The organism is Dehalobacter sp., from assembly GCA_023667845.1.
In the GTDB taxonomy this organism is placed as follows: domain Bacteria; phylum Bacillota; class Desulfitobacteriia; order Desulfitobacteriales; family Syntrophobotulaceae; genus Dehalobacter.
The window spans coordinates 201397-221624 of sequence record JAMPIU010000143.1 but is presented as its reverse complement, the minus strand read 5'-3'; the positions used below and the strand labels follow the sequence as shown (position 1 = coordinate 221624).

General features: G+C 48.0%; 16 protein-coding genes, 2 tRNA genes and 1 other RNA gene. 1 reads left to right on the top strand and 18 read right to left on the bottom strand.

The annotated features are described in order from the left end of the window. Window positions 1-314: 314 nt before the first annotated feature. Window positions 315-728: a hypothetical protein gene (locus NC238_11895; GenBank protein MCM1566619.1), complete on the top strand. Its 414-nt coding sequence runs from the start codon at window positions 315-317 to the stop codon at window positions 726-728. A gap of 46 nt (window positions 729-774) precedes the next feature. On the opposite strand, the gene NC238_11890 is transcribed toward NC238_11895, so the two are convergent. The 18 genes from NC238_11890 to era form a co-directional block, all read right to left on the bottom strand. Continuing rightward, entirely contained in the window at window positions 775-1617 is an 843-nt protein-coding gene (locus NC238_11890; protein ID MCM1566618.1) for a hypothetical protein, read from the bottom strand. A gap of 4 nt (window positions 1618-1621) precedes the next feature. Beyond that, window positions 1622-2083 carry a MarR family transcriptional regulator gene (locus NC238_11885; GenBank protein MCM1566617.1) on the bottom strand — a complete coding sequence of 154 codons (462 nt, stop codon included), beginning with the start codon at window positions 2081-2083 and terminating at the stop codon, window positions 1622-1624. A gap of 115 nt (window positions 2084-2198) precedes the next feature. Beyond that, window positions 2199-2563: RNase P RNA component class A (rnpB, locus tag NC238_11880), an RNA gene on the bottom strand. Window positions 2564-2946: 383 nt separating this feature from the next. Beyond that, entirely contained in the window at window positions 2947-4101 is a 1155-nt protein-coding gene (locus NC238_11875) for a Nif3-like dinuclear metal center hexameric protein (GenBank protein MCM1566616.1), read from the bottom strand. Beyond that, window positions 4086-4949, bottom strand: coding sequence for a class I SAM-dependent methyltransferase (locus NC238_11870; GenBank protein MCM1566615.1), 864 nt, complete (start codon window positions 4947-4949; stop codon window positions 4086-4088). The genes NC238_11875 and NC238_11870 overlap by 16 nt, the downstream gene beginning before the upstream one ends. A 66-nt stretch (window positions 4950-5015) precedes the next feature. Then, window positions 5016-5090, bottom strand: a tRNA-Ile gene (locus NC238_11865). 8 nt (window positions 5091-5098) lie between these two features. After that, window positions 5099-5173 (bottom strand) — tRNA-Asn (locus tag NC238_11860). Between the two features lie 159 nt (window positions 5174-5332). Next, the gene (gene rpoD, locus NC238_11855) at window positions 5333-6418 is read right to left on the bottom strand and encodes an RNA polymerase sigma factor RpoD (GenBank protein ID MCM1566614.1); all 1086 of its coding nucleotides are present in this window, start codon (window positions 6416-6418) and stop codon (window positions 5333-5335) included. A gap of 61 nt (window positions 6419-6479) precedes the next feature. Beyond that, window positions 6480-8315, bottom strand: a complete 1836-nt coding sequence (gene dnaG, locus NC238_11850; protein MCM1566613.1) for a DNA primase — start codon at window positions 8313-8315, stop codon at window positions 6480-6482. A gap of 126 nt (window positions 8316-8441) precedes the next feature. Then, window positions 8442-9431 (bottom strand): deoxyguanosinetriphosphate triphosphohydrolase, encoded by a 990-nt coding sequence (locus NC238_11845; protein MCM1566612.1) that lies wholly within the window; start codon window positions 9429-9431, stop codon window positions 8442-8444. Window positions 9432-9907: 476 nt separating this feature from the next. Beyond that, window positions 9908-12571, bottom strand: coding sequence for a pyruvate, phosphate dikinase (gene ppdK, locus NC238_11840; protein MCM1566611.1), 2664 nt, complete (start codon window positions 12569-12571; stop codon window positions 9908-9910). After that, complete coding sequence (locus tag NC238_11835) at window positions 12564-13394, bottom strand: kinase/pyrophosphorylase (GenBank protein ID MCM1566610.1); 831 nt, start codon at window positions 13392-13394, stop codon at window positions 12564-12566. The genes ppdK and NC238_11835 overlap by 8 nt, the downstream gene beginning before the upstream one ends. 24 nt (window positions 13395-13418) lie before the next feature. Next, on the bottom strand, window positions 13419-14081 hold the full coding sequence (locus NC238_11830; protein ID MCM1566609.1) for a helix-turn-helix transcriptional regulator: 663 nt from the start codon (window positions 14079-14081) through the stop codon (window positions 13419-13421). 276 nt (window positions 14082-14357) lie between these two features. After that, window positions 14358-16430 carry a glycine--tRNA ligase subunit beta gene (gene glyS, locus NC238_11825; protein MCM1566608.1) on the bottom strand — a complete coding sequence of 691 codons (2073 nt, stop codon included), beginning with the start codon at window positions 16428-16430 and terminating at the stop codon, window positions 14358-14360. 2 nt (window positions 16431-16432) lie between these two features. Further along, on the bottom strand, window positions 16433-17311 hold the full coding sequence (gene glyQ / locus NC238_11820; protein MCM1566607.1) for a glycine--tRNA ligase subunit alpha: 879 nt from the start codon (window positions 17309-17311) through the stop codon (window positions 16433-16435). Between the two features lie 366 nt (window positions 17312-17677). After that, window positions 17678-18421, bottom strand: coding sequence for a DNA repair protein RecO (recO, locus tag NC238_11815; GenBank protein MCM1566606.1), 744 nt, complete (start codon window positions 18419-18421; stop codon window positions 17678-17680). 129 nt (window positions 18422-18550) lie between these two features. Further along, the gene (gene deoC, locus NC238_11810; protein MCM1566605.1) at window positions 18551-19192 is read right to left on the bottom strand and encodes a deoxyribose-phosphate aldolase; all 642 of its coding nucleotides are present in this window, start codon (window positions 19190-19192) and stop codon (window positions 18551-18553) included. Between the two features lie 97 nt (window positions 19193-19289). Then, complete coding sequence (era, locus tag NC238_11805; GenBank protein MCM1566604.1) at window positions 19290-20207, bottom strand: GTPase Era; 918 nt, start codon at window positions 20205-20207, stop codon at window positions 19290-19292. Between the last annotated feature and the right edge of the window lie 21 nt (window positions 20208-20228).

Below are 20228 nucleotides of genomic sequence, written 5' to 3'. Positions count from 1 at the left end.
AACGTTACAAACCTTGACAAACTGAGCTTTTCGTGAACATAACATAGACATCCCGGTAATCACAGCGAGTATTGCCGACATTACCGGGAGCATTATCGGGGAAGTAAGTGAATTTAAGATTGATTTTAAAATAAGCTCATATCAAAGGGCTCGAGCCGTTTTCATTACACTAGAAACACTATAAAATGTACTTATATCTTTGTCCAAAGGCAAAAACGAAAATATTTTGCACAAACATATGTTCCCTTGTATTCCATTATATGGTATAATAAGGATGTCTCAGGAAGTAAAATTACTGAAAGGAGGTAAAACAGATGGATAACGATCAATTTCAGGAACTGGTACTGGATCAATTGGGTTCTCTTGGGAATAGAATGGAACGACTTGATAGCCGACAGGATCGATTCGAAGAAGGGCTACAACAACTTCAGTCTAACCAACAAGAAATTCGGTCTGGCTTACAGCATCTTCAGTCTGACCAGCAAGAGTTCAAGGCCGGCCAGCAGCAAATCTGGACGAGTATAGATACAATTGCTGTTAGCCAGGAGCAGATGCAGCAGGACATCCAAACGATTAAGGCGGACATTATCAACATTCGCCAAAGCCAAGCGCGTGTGGAGCATGATCTTTCTGGAAAAGTCAATGCTTTATTCGATTTCCGCGAGAGCCAGATCGAAACCAATCAACGTGTTTCTGAAAGACTAGAACGGCTTGAAGCTAAACGATAAATATTTTTTGGATTGTTAGACGAGGAATTTTACATAACGGTTTTATTTACGTTGATGAAGATAAAATTTCCCCGTTAAAATAAATCAGATCTCCTTCCGGATAATGCCAGACTGCCTTTAAAATGGTCGGTTTGAAGATACCGTTCTCATTCCTCTCATAACCTTCATATACCGCAGACCAGGGGATGCTTTGCTTACTGCCGTCAAAACTTACAGCCATTCGGTCATTGGTGGTAAATTCAAGTATTTCTCCTGCTTCATTGAAGGTAAAGATGCCACTCGCGCTTATGCCGAAGGAAGTAATCGACGCTTTGGCATGCATATCGTCAATCGCTTCCCAAGTGATGTAGTCTTGTAAGGCAATGTTTGGTACATACAAACTCTCTGCGAGCACCGTTGCCAGACAGGCCTTATCCATTTCGACACCCTTTTGGTCAAACAGCGTAAAGGCTTTGGCGATCACGCCTTTCATAGAGCCCACGCCTTGATTGTAGCTATCGAAGCCCTGAAAAGGGATTCCGTACATCGCACTGTCGATGAAAGCCAAGCGGTTCGGCGTTTCAACAAAGTTATACTGCATATAGTCAATGGTAAGCGTTGCCTTATCCACGCCGGTGGAAAAAGGTACGTCTTTAAATTTGGTTTTCATCCAGGACATTTTGGAAGTACCGATATAGCCGCAGTGAATAAAATATTTTCGGACAGGCTCAGGCAAACGGGCAATATCCTGCTGCGAAAACATTTTTGTTTCCGGTTGGGTCTCAGAAATAAGTTGGGCAGCCGTCTTATTAAAGTCTGATTTTAAAGACGAATAAGGTTGGCTAAAGTAGACGACGGCCAGCAGAATAATCGATGCAAGAATACCTGTAACAACACCTAACGTTATCATTTTTTTACTCCTTAATCTCTTCATTTTCAGTCTCCATCATTTCAATATTGTGGCCGAGCTTGACTAAACCTTGATAAAATCCATCCGTTAATTCAGGGTCAAATCCGTTAAAAAGCTTCTGCATGAATACCAATTCTCTCTGTCTCCGTTCCCCAAAATAGGTGTTGAATTTTGGGGTGAGTGCAATTCTCAAAGCTCTGGCATCTTTTTTATCTTTTGAGATGATTATAAATCCGCTTTCTTCGAGCGTCGCTGCCAAGCGTTTGGCATTCTGCCTGGAATAACCGATGTAATCAGCCGCTTCACTAACCGTCGGCGGCTCTTCAAAATGGACCACACTGACCAGAAAAAGCCACTGCTTAATGGTAATATTCTTATCAAAAGCATCCCCAAGTACCTGCAGCCTGTTTGACAATACAAAGATGGTTCCGAAAATATCAGCCTGTTGTTCCAGTTCGTTCATCATTTTTCGCCTCCATAAACAGAAGGTAACATGTTACGTTGTTATTATACGTAACATGTTACCTTCTGTCAATAACCAATATGTGAAATAACATTCAATTTTCATAAACAAAGTATGTAAGCGAAGTCAACCTATAAGCCGAGTTCTGTACCTCTTGCGAGGTGATGATCATCTATCTAGGACTGCCGTTACCGACAGCCTCAAGCGACCTTACCCGGGAACAGAGCGGGCAGCTCCATCGTTCCTCTATTTGGTCTTGCTCCAGGTGGGGTTTGCAGGGCCAGCCAGTTACCTGACTGCCGGTGAGCTCTTACCTCACCTTTCCACCCTTACCGCTTGGCAGCGGCGGTATATCTCTGTTGCACTTTCCTCGAAGGGATTCTCCCCCCGCCGGGCGTTACCCGGCACCCTGCCCTGTGGAGCTCGGACTTTCCTCAGAGACGACCTTTCGGCACTTGTCCCCGCGACCATCCGGTTGACTTCGCTATCCAATCTTACTAGATTATCTGTTTTTGGTCAAATAATTCTTAAACGTATCTAAAGTAAATCGCCGTAATCAATTTGTTGCTTATTTCATAAGCGTATATCAGGAGTGCAATGATTTGTTTCGACATTAGTTGCTTCGACAAATTACGGCGTAATCACAGTATATCATCCCAAAAACAAAATTCAAGCTACAATTTATAACACTATAATCAAATTTTCCCTATAATTTTGTAATTATTTTAATTCTTAGTTATGCACAAGTTGTGAACAAATTGTGCATAACTTTTGAGCTCTTATGATCATGCGTCCAAAAATAACCAGGACGCTATTGGAGCCAACTATAAATTTATCTTTTAGACAATTCAGTCATGTTGATAACTTTATCCACGTTTCAACCACGGTATTTTGCTCGCCGCGCTGATAACCAGTTCTACGTCATTCATTGTTCGATCGGCTCTAATATAATCGTAAAGCGCATGGATCATTGGGATTTCGCTAAGAAAATGCCCGAGCTCACCGACGGCCATACCTGATTCGAGACAATCCAGCACGTTATGGTAGCCGATTTCCCCTGTGATATATAAATCAGCGCCTTTAAAGGCAGCCTTCGCCACAAAACTGCTTCCGCTGCCGTTTAATATGGCAATTTTTTTGATCTTTCTGTCAGGATCTCCGGCCAATCGCACCGAAGAACAGTCATGGCCATACTTCTCCGTAAGCTGTTTCAGAAATCCTTCCCACAAATCGGGCAGTCTGACAGGTTTCGGTAATGTCCCGACCACCCCGTATCCTCTAGGTTTTCCGGTATTCCGGAGTGGTATCAGGTCGTAAGCGGGTTCTTCATATGGATGTGCCTTATGCAAAGCCTTGACCGCCCTGCCAAGGCTGTGCTCTTCGACAATGCTCTCGAGCCGGATCTCGGGTACTCTGGTCAGCTCTCCGACTTTTCCTATCGTTGGCTCGGCTCCATCCAGCGCCCGGAACATGCCTTCACCGTTCGTCTGGAAGAAACATTCGCTGTAGGCATCACTGTGCTCGCCATCGGTAATTCCACTGCCGACGCCTTCGGCGGTTAGAGCCTTCCGGACAGTCTCGACGTGTTCTTCCGGAACAAAAGTGACGATCTTAATCAGTTTCTCAGCAGAGGTGGTTTCCAGGAACTCTGTTTTCTGCAATCCGAGCATTTTAGCAAACATCAGGCTCGACGACAGATACGACTGGTCCAGATTCGTGTGGGCAGCATAAAATGAGATCCCATTGCGGAAAAGCGATAGGGGGACCAACGCCGCCTGATTGTCCATTCGGAGATTCTTCAGCGATTTAAACAGCAGCGGGTGGTGGGAAACAATCAGTTCAGCTTTTTCCGAAACAGCTTCTTCGACGGCTTCCATGGTTCCGTCCAGCGTCAATAGAATCTTATTGACTCGCTGCGCGCTGCTGCCGACCAGGAGTCCGGGATTGTCCCAGTCTTCTGCCCAGGAACGCGGCGCTATCTTTTCGATGAGTTGTTCAACCTGGCCTACTGATACAGCCATTTTTTTATTACCTCCATCATGGCGATTTCCTGCCTCATCTGTTCTGCTTTCTGGGAAACTGTAACCCTGTTTGTGCGCATCATTTCCAGAACGACTCTTCTGAGATTACTCGTGGTGTCGGCAATGATGTTGTTTAAGCGGGGTTCTTTGCGTTCGATGATCAGCGGTCCGAGCTGCCAGATAAAATTACGCAGCGTCTGTTCCAGATCCTTTGCTGCTTCCAACGCAGGCATTCCGGTACAGTCCGCGGCAATATCCTGAATGATCTGCTTCATCCGCTGTTCGACTTCTTCTCTATCCAGGCCTTCTAAGCGGGACAGGCAAATGACGGTATACAGCCTGCCGTCCTCTTCAGTCAGACATTCTTCGCTCAGCCTCCAACCCTCGGAAAGCAGCTCCAATCTGACTCTATTCTCAGCGCCCTGCGGCTGAAGGATCAGTGTCTGGACGTTCTGCAGCACTTCCGGCTTCGTGGCGAGTATTTCCAGGATCGTCACACCGCCCATACCGGCAATGACCAATGTATCGACTTCCCCAGACTCCAGCGGAGTCAGTCCGTCTCCGTGCCGGATCTGGATTTTGTCCTGTAGTCCATAGGCTTTAACATTTTCGACAGCAGATTCATAAGGCCCGCTGTGAACATCTACCCCGACAGCCTGGCAAATCACTCCGGCCTGTACCAGATAGACAGGCAGATAGGCGTGGTCCGTACCGATATCCCCGACCCTGGCGCCGGCGGGCACCAGTGACGCAATTGTCTCCAGGCGGGAGCCAAGCTTTATGGCCGTTTTATTTTCCAGCTTATTATCTTGCTGTTCTGAAACCATTGTATTCCTCAATGTTATCATCCCTATAACAATAAACTCCGGCTTGCACCAGAGTTTTGTTTTTGATTTCAAATTCATTATTTTTGGTGGTGGGCCCACCTGGGATCGAACCAGGGACCAACCGGTTATGAGCCGGCCGCTCTACCGCTGAGCTATAGGCCCAAAAAATATGGCTCCCCGAGCTGGATTCGAACCAGCAACCTATCGGTTAACAGCCGATTGCTCTACCGTTGAGCTATCGAGGAAAGCCTGCGACGTTTATTATACGGAATTATTGCGCGACGGTCAAGCATGTTTTATCAATTTTATCTTGCGTTATCTGGATTTATCTCAACTTTTCTTAATCCTTTTTAGTCTTATTTATCGTCTTTAACATAAGAAAAATTTTTAAGAAAGTCCTGATTTTAGTCTAAATAATCCTTCAATTTTTTGCTGCGGCTTGGATGGCGGAGCTTGCGCAGCGCCTTGGCCTCGATCTGCCTGATTCTTTCTCTGGTTACGCCGAATTCCTGGCCAACTTCCTCCAAGGTCCTGGTGCGTCCGTCATCGAGTCCGAAACGCAGTCTGAGGACTTTCTCTTCTCTCGGGGTGAGCGTCTCAAGGACCTCTTCAAGCTGTTCCTTGAGCAGGATGAATGACGCGGCTTCAGAGGGAGCCGGAGCATCCTCGTCGGGAATAAAATCTCCGAGGTGGGAATCTTCCTCTTCCCCGATCGGTGTTTCCAAAGAAACAGGTTCCTGAGCGATCTTCAAGATCTCCCGCACACGTTCTTCCGGTATCTCCATGACCTTGGCTGTTTCATCCGGGGTTGGATCGCGGCCCAGTTCCTGCAGGAGCTGTCTGTTGACCCGGATCAGTTTATTAATCGTTTCGACCATATGGACCGGTATGCGGATCGTTCTGGCCTGGTCGGCGATCGCGCGCGTGATGGCCTGTCTGATCCACCAGGTTGCATACGTACTGAATTTAAAGCCTTTGCGGTAATCAAATTTTTCCACAGCTTTAATCAGACCAAGATTGCCCTCTTGGATCAGGTCCAGGAAAAGCATGCCGCGGCCCACATAGCGCTTGGCAATACTGACCACCAGACGCAGGTTTGCTTCCGCCAGACGGCGCTTGGCCATTTCATCCCCGGCCTCCATCTTGAGAGCCAGTTCAATCTCATCTTCCGCTGTCAGCAAAGGAACCCGGCCGATCTCCTTCAGGTACATCCTGACGGGATCGTCTATCCCCACACCTTCAGGAATGGAAAGGTCAATGTCTGTCTCATTAGCGATCTCGTCGGCAAGATCTTTTGTTTCTTTGTCGATGACCACTTCGACGCTGTCATCAACAACATCAATGCCGAGCCCGCTCAGCTGGTCATAGATCTCCTCAATCTGATCCTCAGAAAGGTCGACCTTCTGCAAAGCATTGGCAATCTCATCATAGGTAAGATTACCCTTGGTTTTGCCCAGCTCAATTAAAGTCGAGACATTTTCCTTCTTCATTTCATCTACGGTCACGGAATTCTCCCCTTCCAGCGGATAATTCGCAACAAATTGTTTCTTATTATTTTTCGCCACGTTTCAACCGCTCTCCTATCTCCTGGAGCAGGGCAAACGCCCCAGTCATATCCCCAGTTTTTTCCAATAAAATCATTTTGGCCTGCAAATCTTCGATCGTCTCTTTCTTCTTTGTCTCCTTAATCAAAGCAATGCAGTCCTTAAGGAGCATATCGGCTTTATCGAAATCGATGGACAATTCATATATTTCGGCAAGACGCCTTTGAACCTTCTCATACCAGCTATCATTATTGATAAGATTCAAACTGTTTTCCGGGAAATTCTCGAAGATATATCTATGTTCCTGCAGCCTCCAAAATTCCTTATCCAGGTTGTCAGCTACTTGATTTTTATAATTGGGATTCTCCAGGATGATTCTGAGAATGGTCTGTTCGGCCCGGAAAACTCCTAAATGGACATAAGATTCCTGAGAACTGTCAATGTCCGTCCCTTCTATAGTATTTCTTTTTTTTACAGAAATATCCTGTTGTTGCGAAAAATTTTCGAAATTGCCCCTGTTTTCTCTGGTTTTCTTCGTCAAGCTGTCGATCTCGTGCTGAACTGCTTCGAGCGTGAGACCGAGCTCCAGACTTAGATATCTTTCATATCCTTCTTTCTCAACAACGCTTGAAACTTTAAGGATATCGGGAGCAAGCTTTCTGATCAGCTCTGCTTTATCCGGTATGGTCCGCAGGGGGGTGTCCCGGATCAGCATTTTATATTTAAACTCGATAAAAGTGATGGTATTTTCGAGTTTTTTGCGGAATTCAGCGACGGTGTGCTTTTTCAGGAATTCATCGGGATCCTTGGCATCCTCAAACAGCAGCACCTGAATGTTCAGACCTTCATCAAGAAGGATCTCACCGGCCCGCAGGGCTGCCTGAATCCCTGCCTTATCCGAGTCATAGCCAATTACGATCTTGCCTGAATATTTTTTAAGCAGCCTGGACTGATCCTTAGTCAGGGCGGTTCCGAGTGAGGCGACAGCATTTGTGAAGCCTGCTCTCTGCGCTGCGATTGTATCCATATACCCTTCAAGGAGTAAAGAATACCCTGCCTCCCTGATTCCCCGGGAAGCCAGATGAATGCCGTAAAGATTGCGTCCTTTATGAAAAAATTTTGTTTCCGGTGAATTCAAATATTTAGGTGTAGAATCATCGAGCACCCTTCCGCCAAAAGCAATCGGAGCCCCTTTGACATCGAGGATGGTATAAATCACTCTGTTGCGGAATCTGTCGTAATAACTGATTTCCTGCTCACTGGTTTCCCTGCGGACAGCGAGCCCAAATTCAGCCAGTTCTTCCGGTGCGACTCCTTTGTCTGCAAGCTCCCTGATCAAGCCATCCCACCTGTCCGGCGCAAACCCAAGACGGAAATCCTGGATGACTTCGGGGCCAATCCCTCTGTGTTCAAAGTAAGCCAGTCCATCCTGTCCTTCGGGACGATGCAGAAGCACGTCGTGGTAGTAGCAGGCAGCCCACTCATGAATCTCCCGCCAGCGGCTGCGCTGGGCTTCGTTCTTCCTTTCCTCCGAAGAAAGCTCTCTTTCCGGCAGCTCCATCCCATACTTCCCGGCTACCTTCTTCAAAGCTTCGATGAAGGCTAAGCCTTCTTTCTTCATCAGGAAAGAAAAAATATTTCCGCCGGTGTGGCAGCCAAAACAGTAGAACATCTGACGATCGGGATTTACATTGAAACTCGGCGTCTTTTCAGAATGAAACGGACAAAGCCCTTGATAGTTTTTGCCCGTACGTTTCAGCACCACATGTTCAGAGATAATTTCAACAATGTCAGCTTGGCGGCGTACTTCTTCGATAAAATCCTCAGATATTTTATGATCCATACCAGCACGCCCTTCATGGATTTACGTTTTTCTGACAAGCCTTTATCTTTTTCGATAAACTTTTTATTTTTCCTTCTTATTTTGAGACAATTTTTTGCACTTTTTGTTTAGTACCTTATTTCCCTGCTACTCTTTAGGAATAAAAAGATGTTTGAAGATGCTGATGGCATAGTTGTCTGTCAGACCCGCAACATAGTCAGTGATGGCTTGTTTCAGATCTCCCCCTGTCCATCTCAGATAGTCTTCAGGCAGAATTTCCGGATGATGCAGGTAGTAATCGAAAAGAATTCCCAAAATCAATCGGCTTTTGCTGCGTTCCTCCTGCAGTGAGCTGCTGTAATATACTCTCTCAAACATGAAGTCGCGGAATTCTTTCATGATTGCAGAGATTTCTGCGGACTGACAAATCGTGTCCTTGCCTTCGGAAGCCTGAATCATATCGAGGACCATGGTCGTGATCATTTCGCTGGTGCTGGAGCCGATCTCTTTTCTGATCGTGGCCGGAAGGTCGTTCACGGACAGAATCTCAGCGCGCAAAGCATCGTCAAAATCGTGGCAGAGATAGGCAATCCTGTCTCCAATCCTTACAATCTGCCCCTCCAATGTATTAGGCATCCCAGGACCGGTATGGTGTAGAATTCCGTCCAGAACCTGCTCCGTGAGGTTTAGACCCTCGCCGTTTCCGGTAAGGACAGTGTAAATCCTGACCGACTGTTCATTGTGTTCAAAATGGCCGATCAGGGAGGCCAGCGTTTCTTCTCCGACGTGTCCAAAAGGTGTATGACCGACATCGTGACCCAGGGAAATTGCCTCAATCAGATCTTCGTTTAAGCTCAGCGCCCGGCCGATAGTCCGGCAGATCTGTGCGACTTCCAGGCTGTGCGTCATCCTGGTCCGATAGTGATCTCCGACAGGAGCAATATAGACCTGCGTTTTGTGTTTCAGGCGGCGAAAAGGCTTGCTGTGCAAAATTCTGTCCCTGTCTCGTTGAAACCTGGTTCGAACGCTGCATTCGACTTCTTCTCTCGCTCTCCTTGCTTCGGCGCTTTTCGCTGCCAGAGGCGAGAGCCGCTGAAATTCATGTTCCTCCGTTCTTAACCTGATCGACTGGGACATCTACAACCACCTTCTTCACAAGAATCAAAAGGGATCAGACGTGAAAACAAAAGAAATAGCACCTGAGGCCACAATTCCGCCACTTTCTGGCGGAATAAGCTAAGATTCTGTACTTCGTCTTTTATTTTTCACAAAAATCCTTCAGACGTTCTTTCAATTCTTTAACTGTTTAATTCAACATTAAGTTTAAAAATCCTGCTTAAAGCATTAAATTGTATCATAAAATAAAATATTTACAAAATACTGTAAAAGTCATCTTTCACGTTAAATTGTCAGTTAACTGCGCTCTGAGGCTGATTACTTACCGCATTACGTAAATACATTATACTGACAAGACCTCTCAATATTCGGGTAGGTAGGTATGGGTATCACAATACAGCCTACAACTACAACCACCCAAACAAAAAAAATGACGCCTCAATGTTGTTGATGACGTCATTCCCATGGGTCTAGGTTTTGATATCGTGCAGTGCCGCTTAAGCGCGATTCTTTAAGGCAGCCTGCGCAGCGCCTAGGCGGGCAATTGGTACGCGGAAGGGTGAACAGGAGACATAGTCCAGGTTGATTTCCTGGCAAAATTCGATCGAGGAAGGATCTCCGCCGTGTTCACCGCAGATTCCGATTTTGATGCCCGGATTTGCTTTACGTCCGAGATCGACGCAGATCTTCATAATCTTGCCGACGCCGTCCCGGTCTAAGACTGCAAATGGGTTATTGGCCAAGATATTCTGGTTCAGATAGTCGGGCAGGAATTTGCCTTCGGCGTCGTCACGGGAAAAGCCTAAAACGGTCTGGGTAAGGTCGTTGGTCCCAAACGAGAAAAACTCGGCGAACGGTGCAATTTCGTCTGCGGTAAGCGCCGCTCTCGGCACTTCGATCATCGTTCCGATTTGGTAGTTGATCTTGACGCCTTCGGCTTTGATGATCTCCTGGGCGATTTCCTCGGTCTGCTTGCGCAGAATCTCGAGTTCTTTATGATGAATGACGAGCGGGATCTTGACATGCGGACGCACGTCAACTCCTTCTTTCACGAGTCTAGCTGCAGCTTTAAAAATAGCTCTGGACTGCATCGCGTAGATTTCCGGATACGAGATTCCAAGACGGCAGCCGCGATGGCCGAGCATCGGATTCATCTCCTGGAGACCGCGGACTTTCTTCAGCAGAACCTCTTTAGCCTTGATTTCCTTTTGGACTTTTTCATCCTGCAGGTTGGCCGTGAGTTTTAATTCCTGAATCTCGAGAGCAAGTTCTTCGCCATTTGGCAGGAATTCATGGAGAGGCGGGTCCAGCAGACGGATCGTCACCGGCAGTCCGTGCATGGCCTTCAAGATGCCGTAAAAATCGCCTTCCTGCATCGGCAGAAGTTCAGCCAAGGCAGCTTCTCTTTCGGGGAGCGTCTGAGCCAGAATCATCTTCTGGACAATCGGGATACGGGCAGGATCCATAAACATGTGTTCCGTCCGGCAAAGTCCGATGCCCTGGGCTCCGAATTCTCTTGCTTTGGCGGCATCAGGCGGATTATCGGCATTGGCCATAACCTGAAGCTTTCTGATTCCATCGGACCACTCCAGAATTTTTTGGAATTCACCGCTTAAGTCAGGATCCTTCATCGGAACAGTTCCCCTGATGACCCGGCCTGTTGCGCCGTCGATCGTAATCTCGGTACCTTCGGGATAAGCATCATCGCCGATCATAAAGATCTTGTCGGCAAGGTTAATTTTCAAAGCATCACAACCGCAGACTGCAGGTTTGCCCATATGTCTGGCTACAACAGCAGCGTGGCTGGTCATGCCTCCCCTGCTGGTCAGAATCCCTTGGGCTGCAAGCATGCCGTGAATATCGTCCGGGGTGGTTTCCGTACCAACGAGGATGACTTTTTCTCCGGTCTGGCCAAGCTTTTCAGCTTCATCCGCACTGAAGATAATCTTGCCGGAAGCTGCTCCCGGTGAGGCAGGCAGTCCTGTCGCTACAACATCGAGCTTCGCGGCATCATCGATTCTGCGGTGCAGCAGTTTTTCCAGCTGATGCGGATCAATTCTCTCGACTGCTTCTTCTTTGGTGATGAGGCCTTCCTGACAAAGTTCAACAGCAATGCGGATTGCAGCAGAAATCGTACATTTTCCGTTACGGGTCTGGAGTATGTAGAGTCTGCCTTTCTCAATCGTGAACTCGATATCCTGCATGTTTTTATAATGGTTTTCCAGATTCTTGGCGATCTCGCTGAACTGGCGGTAAATTTCCGGATTGTCATTTTGCAGGCTGTCGATCGAAAGCGGTGTACGGATACCTGCAACGACGTCTTCACCCTGGGCATTCATCAAATATTCCCCATACAAGTGTTTTTCACCGGTTGACGGGTTCCGGGTAAAGGCCACGCCTGTGCCGGAGTCATTACCCATGTTGCCGAATACCATCGACTGGACGTTGACAGCGGTGCCATAGCTGTCCGGAATACCGTTGGCTTTCCGGTACACGATCGCCCGGTGGTTGTTCCAGGATTTGAAAACGGCGGTGATCGCTTCCTTAAGCTGTTCATACGGATCATCAGGGAATGGTACGCCGGTCTCCTGCTTAACAAGCGCTTTAAACTTGACCACAAGTCCTTTCAGACTTTCCGGAGAAAGCTCGGAATCGAACGTTACACCCTGCTTTTCTTTGACTTCTTCCAGGATATTCTCAAATTTGTGGCTGGCTATTCCAAGTACGACATCGCCAAACATCTGGATAAAGCGTCTATAGCAGTCAAAAGCAAATCTCTCATTGCCTGTTGCCTTGCTGACGCCGCTGGCTGTACCTTCGTTCAGACCAAGGTTCAGGATTGTATCCATCATCCCGGGCATGGAAACCCTCGCACCGGAACGGACCGAAACCAGAAGCGGGTTTTCGGGATCGCCAAATTTCTTGCCGCTTGCTTTCTCGACATCCTGGATCGCGGGAAGGATCTGTTCCCATAATCCTCCGGGCAGCTGCTCGCCGCAGTCATAGTATTCGAGACAGGCTTCCGTGGTAATCGTAAAGCCTTGCGGGACATTCAGTCCGATGTTGGTCATTTCAGCCAGGTTTGCTCCCTTGCCTCCAAGAAGGTTTTTCATGTCGGCACTGCCTTCACGAAACAAGTACACATATTTTTTGTCAACCATCTTTTCTCAACTCCCCGTTTATTGTTACTTTCTGCAGAATCACACTTGCGGTTTCTTCGACCGCTTTATTGGTGGTATCTATGATTACACAGCCAATCTTCTTCATGATCTGTTTGGCATAGTCGAGCTCTTCCATAATCCTGTTCAGATTGGCATAATCGGCAGATGCTCCAAGTCCCAGCGTTTTCAGCCGTTCACTGCGTATTTGGTTCAGCTTTTCCGGGCCTAAGATCAGCCCGAAGACCTTATTTCGGGGAACTTCATACAGTTCCCGGGGCGGTGTCACTTCCGGCACCAGCGGGATATTCGCAGCCTTAATCCCTTTATGGGCAAGGTACATGCTTAGCGGTGTTTTTGAGGTCCGGGACACGCCTATTAGGACGACATCAGCATACAGCAGCCCTCGCGGGTCCTTGCCATCGTCATATTTAACTGCAAACTCCACAGCCTCTACCTTCCGGAAGTACTGTTCATCCAGTCGGTGCGTAACATTGGGTATATTTTTGGGATCAAGTCCGGTTTTATCAGCCAATGCCGAAATCAGCGGACTCAAAATATCGATAGTGATTAGATTTTTTTCCTTGGCCCGTCGTTCTATGTAGAGCCTCAAATTTGTCAGGACCAGCGTGTAAACGAGAATTGCCTGTTCCTCTACCGCTTCTTCCAAGATGTCATCGATATGCGTTTCATCCAGAACATAAGGCACCCGGCGAATTTTTGTCTTTATTCCGTTAAACTGTGCTGCTGCCGCTCTGCTGACAAACTCTGCCGTCTCTCCCAGCGCATCGGAAATTACATAAATTACCGGGATTTGATCGGTCACCAAAACACCCCCTCGCTTTCTCCTCTAAAACCACTTTGCGGTATTTGGAAATTTATCCTGTCCCAGTTCTACAAACAGGCTGGTTACATTGGTCTTTGTAAATCTGCCAACTACCTCAAAACTTTCGCGGCCTCCCTCATTGATATAGCTTTCGACGACCGGAAGCGTATCAATTTGGTGCTGTACCAGCTTTTTGGCGGCCTCGAGTACAGATTCATCGGATGCAGCCATGATAATATTCGGCATCCTGGTCATGATGACACTGATCGGCATCCCGTGCAGATCCATATTGCCAAGTGAAGCCTTCAGGATATCCTTGCGGGAAACCATCCCCTTAAGCTCACGTTCATCATTAATCACGATCAGACTGCCGACATTGTTGGTAAACATGGATACGACTGCATCGTAAATCGAGACGCTCTCCTTGACAGCAGCTGCAATCGATTTGAAATCACCGACTCTGAGCTGCCTGACCCTTTGGGCGATAGGTGAAGGTCCCGCATTTCCATTATAAAAATAGCCGACTCGGGGACGCGCCTCCAATACACCCGCCATGGTCAGAATTGTCAGATCAGGTCTTAAGGTCGCCCTGTTCAAATTCAGTTGACTGGCTATTTGTTCTCCCGTCATCGGGCTGGATTTTTTCACAAGTTCGAGGATCTTCTCCTGGCGCTCGGAAAGCTGCATTTTTCTCACCCTCCGGAAAATAGAAACTAAAGTTCAAATATCGTAGCACATTGACGGTAATCCAATGATATAGTATGTCATATTTCTATATTATATAACATATTCGAAAAAAGGAAAGCCTTATCATTAAAAAGAAAAACAAAATATACATTTTAAGAAAATATCCAAAATGCCTCCAGAAATAATCTAAATCAACCCTCAGAAGAATCAGACATACAGAGACGTACAGAGACGTAAAGGGGATCAATGTCATCCCTTTGAAAAATGAGGCTGAACCTACGCTAGAAGTGTCAGGTCTCCGAGACAGCCCAGGGCTTCCACACAGCTCTTCAACAATCCTAAACGAGCATTTCTGAGCTTTTCATCTTCGACCATGATCATGACGTCTTCAAACAGTTTTTCGATCAATGGCACAATCTCAACAGCAAATGCGTAGGCTTTCCTGAAATCCACATCGTTCACAGCCCTCCGGATCAGTGGAGCTTTTTCGTGCAGACATTCGGCGAGCGCCAACTCCGAGCTTACTTGTAAATCGGAAACCTGCCATGCCACGGCAGCTGCTTTCTTACCGAGGTTCACACAACGGACATAGGCATTACTGTAGGAGACAAAGTCAGCTTCATCCCTGACTTGGGCGAGAACCACGGCCTTTTTCATCAGATGAGCAGGCTTTTCTGTTCCGTGGGCCATGACAGCGTCAATCGTATCATAGCGCAGTCCGGATTCCTGGAGCAGGTAGCGGACCCTTTGGACGAAGAAGTCCAGAAGGGCCGGTCTGATCTTCTCTAACGGCTCCAACGTAATTCGCTGTGTGCTGAAGATGCTGTAAGACGCTTCGATTAGCCGTAGAAGAGACAGGTCCAGTTCATCTTGAACCATCAGGCCGACGATTCCAAGCGCCTGACGCCTTAGCGCATACGGGTCCTGCGAACCAGTCGGCTGGATGCCGATCCCGAAAGAACCGACGATCGCATCAAGTTTATCAGCGAGACTAACCACTTTCCCGGTTACAGAGGAAGGGAACGCGTCTCCGGCATGACGCGGCCGGTAATGTTCAAGGATTCCGGCACAAACCGCCGGGTCTTCGCCATTGCTTCCGGCATAGTACGCACCCATGATTCCCTGAAGTTCAGGAAAATCGTAAACCATATGCGACACAAGGTCTGCTTTGGCCAGATAGGCCGTCCGATTGACCCGTTCTGTTTCTTTTGTATCCAGACCCATTTCGTTCGCAATCACGACGGCCAGTTTCTGAAGCCGGTCGACCCTTTGCCCGACTGTGCCGAGCTTTTCATGATACACGACCCTGTCAAGCTTTGAAACAAAGGTATGCAGCGGACTTTTCAGATCTTCCCGGTAATAGAAAGCGGCATCTTCCAGACGGGCTTTGAGCACTTTCTTATTGCCTTCTTTCACGATATCGAGCGAGGTTCTGTCGCCGTTCCGTACCGTAATGAAGTACGGCAGCAATTTGCCGTCCTCCGCCCTGACCGGAAAATAACGCTGATGTTCCTTCATCGGCGTGGTAATGACTTCTCCCGGCAGGACCATATATTTGACATCAACTTCGCCCAAAAGTGCGGTCGGATATTCCACCAGATGACAGATCTCAGTCAGCAGGTCCTCGTCCTGGTCGACTTCGCCGCCGACCTTAGCGGCCAACAGCTGGATCTGGCTCCAGATATTCTGTTTTCTTTTCTCCTGGTCAGCCAGCACAAAGACCGATTCCAACGCGTTCAGATATTCAGCCGGCTGAACAATCCGGATATAGCTGCCAAGCGTACGGTGTCCGCGCGAAGTTCTTCCGGCCTGAACCCCGGCATAGCTGAAAGGAATCACCTCGTCACCAAACAGCGAGATCAGCCAGCGGATCGGGCGTGCAAAGCGGATCTCATAATCTCCCCAGCGCATCGGTTTCGGAAAGTTGAGGCTCGTAACCAGATTCAGCGAGACCTGTGGCAGCAGCTTTTCGGTTTCTTCGCCTTTTTGGGATTTTACAGCATACACATAGGGCACACCATTGATTTCTTTCAGAAAAAAGTCTTCGGTCTTGACGCCCTGTCCGCGCGCAAATCCTTCAGCCGCTTTGGTCGGTTTGCCTTCAGCATCAAATGCTGCCTTCTGGGCAGGTCCTTTGACTTCTTCACTGATATCCTGCTGTTTCTCAGCCAGAGCTTCTACATAGAGCGCCAGACGCCTCGGTGTCACGTAGCACTGCAGATTCTTATACGCTAAACGCAGTTCCGCCAGCATTTTTCGGGCATTGTTCTCCAGCTGGGCCACTGCACCTGGTGCAAATTTGGCGGGCATTTCTTCCATGCCGATTTCCAGTAAAAAGTCCTTGCTCATTTTTATTCCCCCCTTTTTTTCAGTAAAGGAAACCCGAGTGTTTCTCGCTGGGTGACATAGGCCTGGGCACACAGACGGGCCAGGTGTCTTACTCTGGCAATGTACCCGGTTCTTTCCGTCACACTGATCGCCCCCCGGGCTTCCAGAAGGTTAAACGCGTGAGAGCATTTCAGTACATAATCGTAGGCCGGCACGACCAGGCCTGCCTGGACGGTCCGCTCTGATTCCTTCTCGTACATATCAAACCACTGCCGCAGCGCATCAATGTCAGCCACTTCAAAGTTGTAGCGTGAAAAATCAATTTCATTCTGCAGATAAATATCACCGTAGCTAATGTCTCCGACCCACTCAATATCAAAAACGCTCTCCTTGCCCTGAATAAAGGTCGCCAGCCTTTCTATCCCATACGTAATTTCTGCGCAGACGGGTTTGCAGTCAATACCGCCGCACTGCTGAAAGTAGGTGAACTGGGTGACTTCCATGCCGTCCAGCCAAACTTCCCAACCAAGGCCCCAGGCCCCCAGTGTAGGGGATTCCCAGTTGTCTTCCACAAACCGGATATCATGGTCGGCCGGATTGATTCCGAGCCGCTCCAGGCTTTCCAGATAAAGCTCCTGGACATTATCCGGCGAAGGCTTCAGAATGACCTGATACTGAAAATAGTGCTGCAGACGGTTCGGATTTTCACCGTATCTGCCGTCGGTCGGACGCCTGGACGGCTCCACATAAGCCACATTCCAGGGTTCCGGTCCCAGTGCCCGTAAAAAAGTGGCCGGGTTCATCGTTCCTGCGCCTTTTTCAATATCGTAGGGCTGAGCAATAATACATCCCTGCTCCCCCCAAAACTGGTTAAGGGCCAGAATAAGATCTTGAAATTTCATATGATTTCCTCCGTTCAAAAATAAAAACCCCCATCCATACAGCAAATAATTGCTGCAGGGACGAGAGCATTTCCCGCGGTTCCACCCTGCTTGATTCCAATATACTTACGTAACTTTGTCACGTAACTTGGAATCCTCTTTGAACCTGGTCCGCTCCAGACTGCCCAACCTGTTTTCACCTGTCCGGCTCTCACCCTCCCGGACTCTCTTAGCGGCTATCGCAGGCATCTTTTCCATCTATGCGGACAAAATATTTTCCTAAAAAGAAAGCTGCTTACATGCAGTATAACCTTTATCTGAGATATTATATGCCAATAAAGCTTCACTGTCAATCTTCCAGAACTCACCGAACTCACCTTCCAGAACTCACTTGTTCCAGAACTCACTGCCTTGTCTCCAGGCCAGGAGTTTGCGTTCAAATTTTTGTTCACAGTAATGGCAAAGGCTTTCGAGGATTTCCTGCCGCATTTTTTTGTTCCAGCGCAGTCGATCAATCTTCACGAGATCGGCCTGGTACAACTGGCGCATCAGGGCCAGGCTTCCCGGGTTCAGCGCTCTGACGATCCGGTTGTTTTTACAGGCCGCGCAAAGAAAACCTCCGGCCTCCGCACTCAAATAGACCTGCTCGCCGGAAAGGTCTCCGCCACATTCGGTACAACCCTCCATCGACGGCAGATAACCCTGCAGGTGCATGAGCCTGAGCGCATAAGCAGCCTGAGCCATATACGGGTCAAGATGTTTGAGCAAAAAAAGAAAGCTTAAGGTAAGAGTGAACAGTTCCGGATCAGGCTGTTCCCTGACAGTAGAAATATCCAGCAGCTCGACCATTGCCGACGCGGTGATCGTCCGGTCAAAATCGTCCCAGAGATGGATGAAGTTCTCCCGGGGCTGAGCCTGATTCACCGTATCCAGTGTCTTCCCCCTGTACAACAAAAAATCGGCATACGTAAAAAGCTGCGTCCCGCCCCTCTGGGTGCTTTTGGGTTTTCGAACCCCCTTGGCCACAGCCTCTAGCTTTCCTTTTTCCCTTGAAAAAAGCGTGATAAGCCTGTCCGACTCACCATACTCCCTGCTGCGGATCACAATCGCATCCGCCTGATAGACCGCCATCTCCCAACATCATCCCCGGTCGTGTCTTTATTCCCTATTATATTTTCAATAGATGCTATCTATTTGGATAGCATTCCTATTTATGTAATTTCTATTGACTAAACAGTTAATACATCTAAGAACTAGATACTACTGGATTATTACGATCCCGGAGCTGGTTCCGAGTCTGTCGGCACCTGCCTTGATCAGTTCCAAAGCAAACTCTTTCGTCTTGATTCCGCCGGATGCTTTGACTTTAACAACAGGGCCTGCCCAGTTTTTCAGGTTTTTGACGTCTTCAACTGTTGCGCCGCCAAAATAGCCCGTCGATGTTTTGATATAGTTTGCTCCAGCTTCCCGGATAATTTCAGCCGCCTTCCGCTTTTCGTCCTCGTCCAAAAGCCCCGTTTCAATAATCATTTTTATTTTTAGACCGCAGCCCTGGGCCGTCTGAACCATCAAATTCACGTCACGCTGCACGGCTTTCCAATCGCCGGATTTGGCTTTGCCGATGCACATCACGGCATCAACTTCCCTCGCGCCATGGGCTTTCGCTGCCAGAATCTCCTGCATCTTTATTTCGGTAAACTCAGCTCCAAGCGGAAAACCTATGACCGTGCACGGTATGACACTCGTTCCGTGCAGCAGGCGTGCGGCGGTACAGATATATATGGGGTTTACACAAACGGAAGCAAAACCGTGTTTGACAGCCTCATGGCAAAGACCGACGATATCCTTCTCCGTAGCTTCAGATTTCAGAAGCGTATGGTCAATTTTTCCGGCGATATTCATAAGTCTACCTTCCCTTCAGCGTTCTTTTATACTTTCCCGTACCGCTAATATGATAAGATACCTTATTTTTTAATAACCCTAATGTACCCCGCGGCATTTATTCTTTCAGGTCCTTCAGATTATATCCCAGATCCCTGAGCTGGTTATTCTGGTTGCGCCAGTCCTTCTTGACTTTGACCCAAAGTTCAAGGAATACCTTGCTGCCCAGCAGCGTTTCAATTTCTTCCCGGGCAAGCCTTCCGACTTCTTTTAAGACACTTCCTTCCTTGCCAATCACAATTCCTTTCTGGGAATCACGCTCGACGAGGATCACAGCCTCTATCTTAATCAGGGATTTTTTCTCTTCCATCTTATCGACCACGACCGCGACCGAGTGCGGAACTTCTTCTCTGGTCAGGTTCATCAGCTTTTCTCTGATCAGCTCTGCAACGACAAACTTCTCCGGCTGGTCTATGACGACATCATCCGGAAAATACATTGGGCCAGGCAGAAGCGCTTCAAAAATCAGATCCATTAACTTCGTGGTATTCTCGGACTGTAAAGCTGAAATTGGAACGATTTCTTTAAAATCTGCTATTTTGGCAAAGCCGGCTATTTTCTCCAGCAACTGATCCTTGGAAATCAGGTCAATTTTATTTAAGGCCAAAATGCACGGAGCTCCGCTGTCCTTAATGACCTGAAGCACGTATTCATCCCCCGATCCAAACGGTACGGAGGCATCGACGACGCATATCGCAAAATCGACGCCCTGCAAAGTGCTTTTGGCGGCCGCGACCATATATTCGCCCAGGCGGTGCTTCGGTTTATGAATACCGGGCGTATCAAAAAAGATGACCTGCCCGCGCTCTTCGGTAAGGATACACCGGATTCTGTTTCTGGTTGCCTGCGGCTTATCGGATATAATCAGCACTTTCTGACCCAAAAGCGTATTCAGCAAGGTCGATTTCCCGGCATTGGGCCGTCCGATCACCGCAACAAAACCCGATCGAAAACCTTTTTTCTCCTGTTTGTTCAAATGCTTTACCTTCCTTGTATC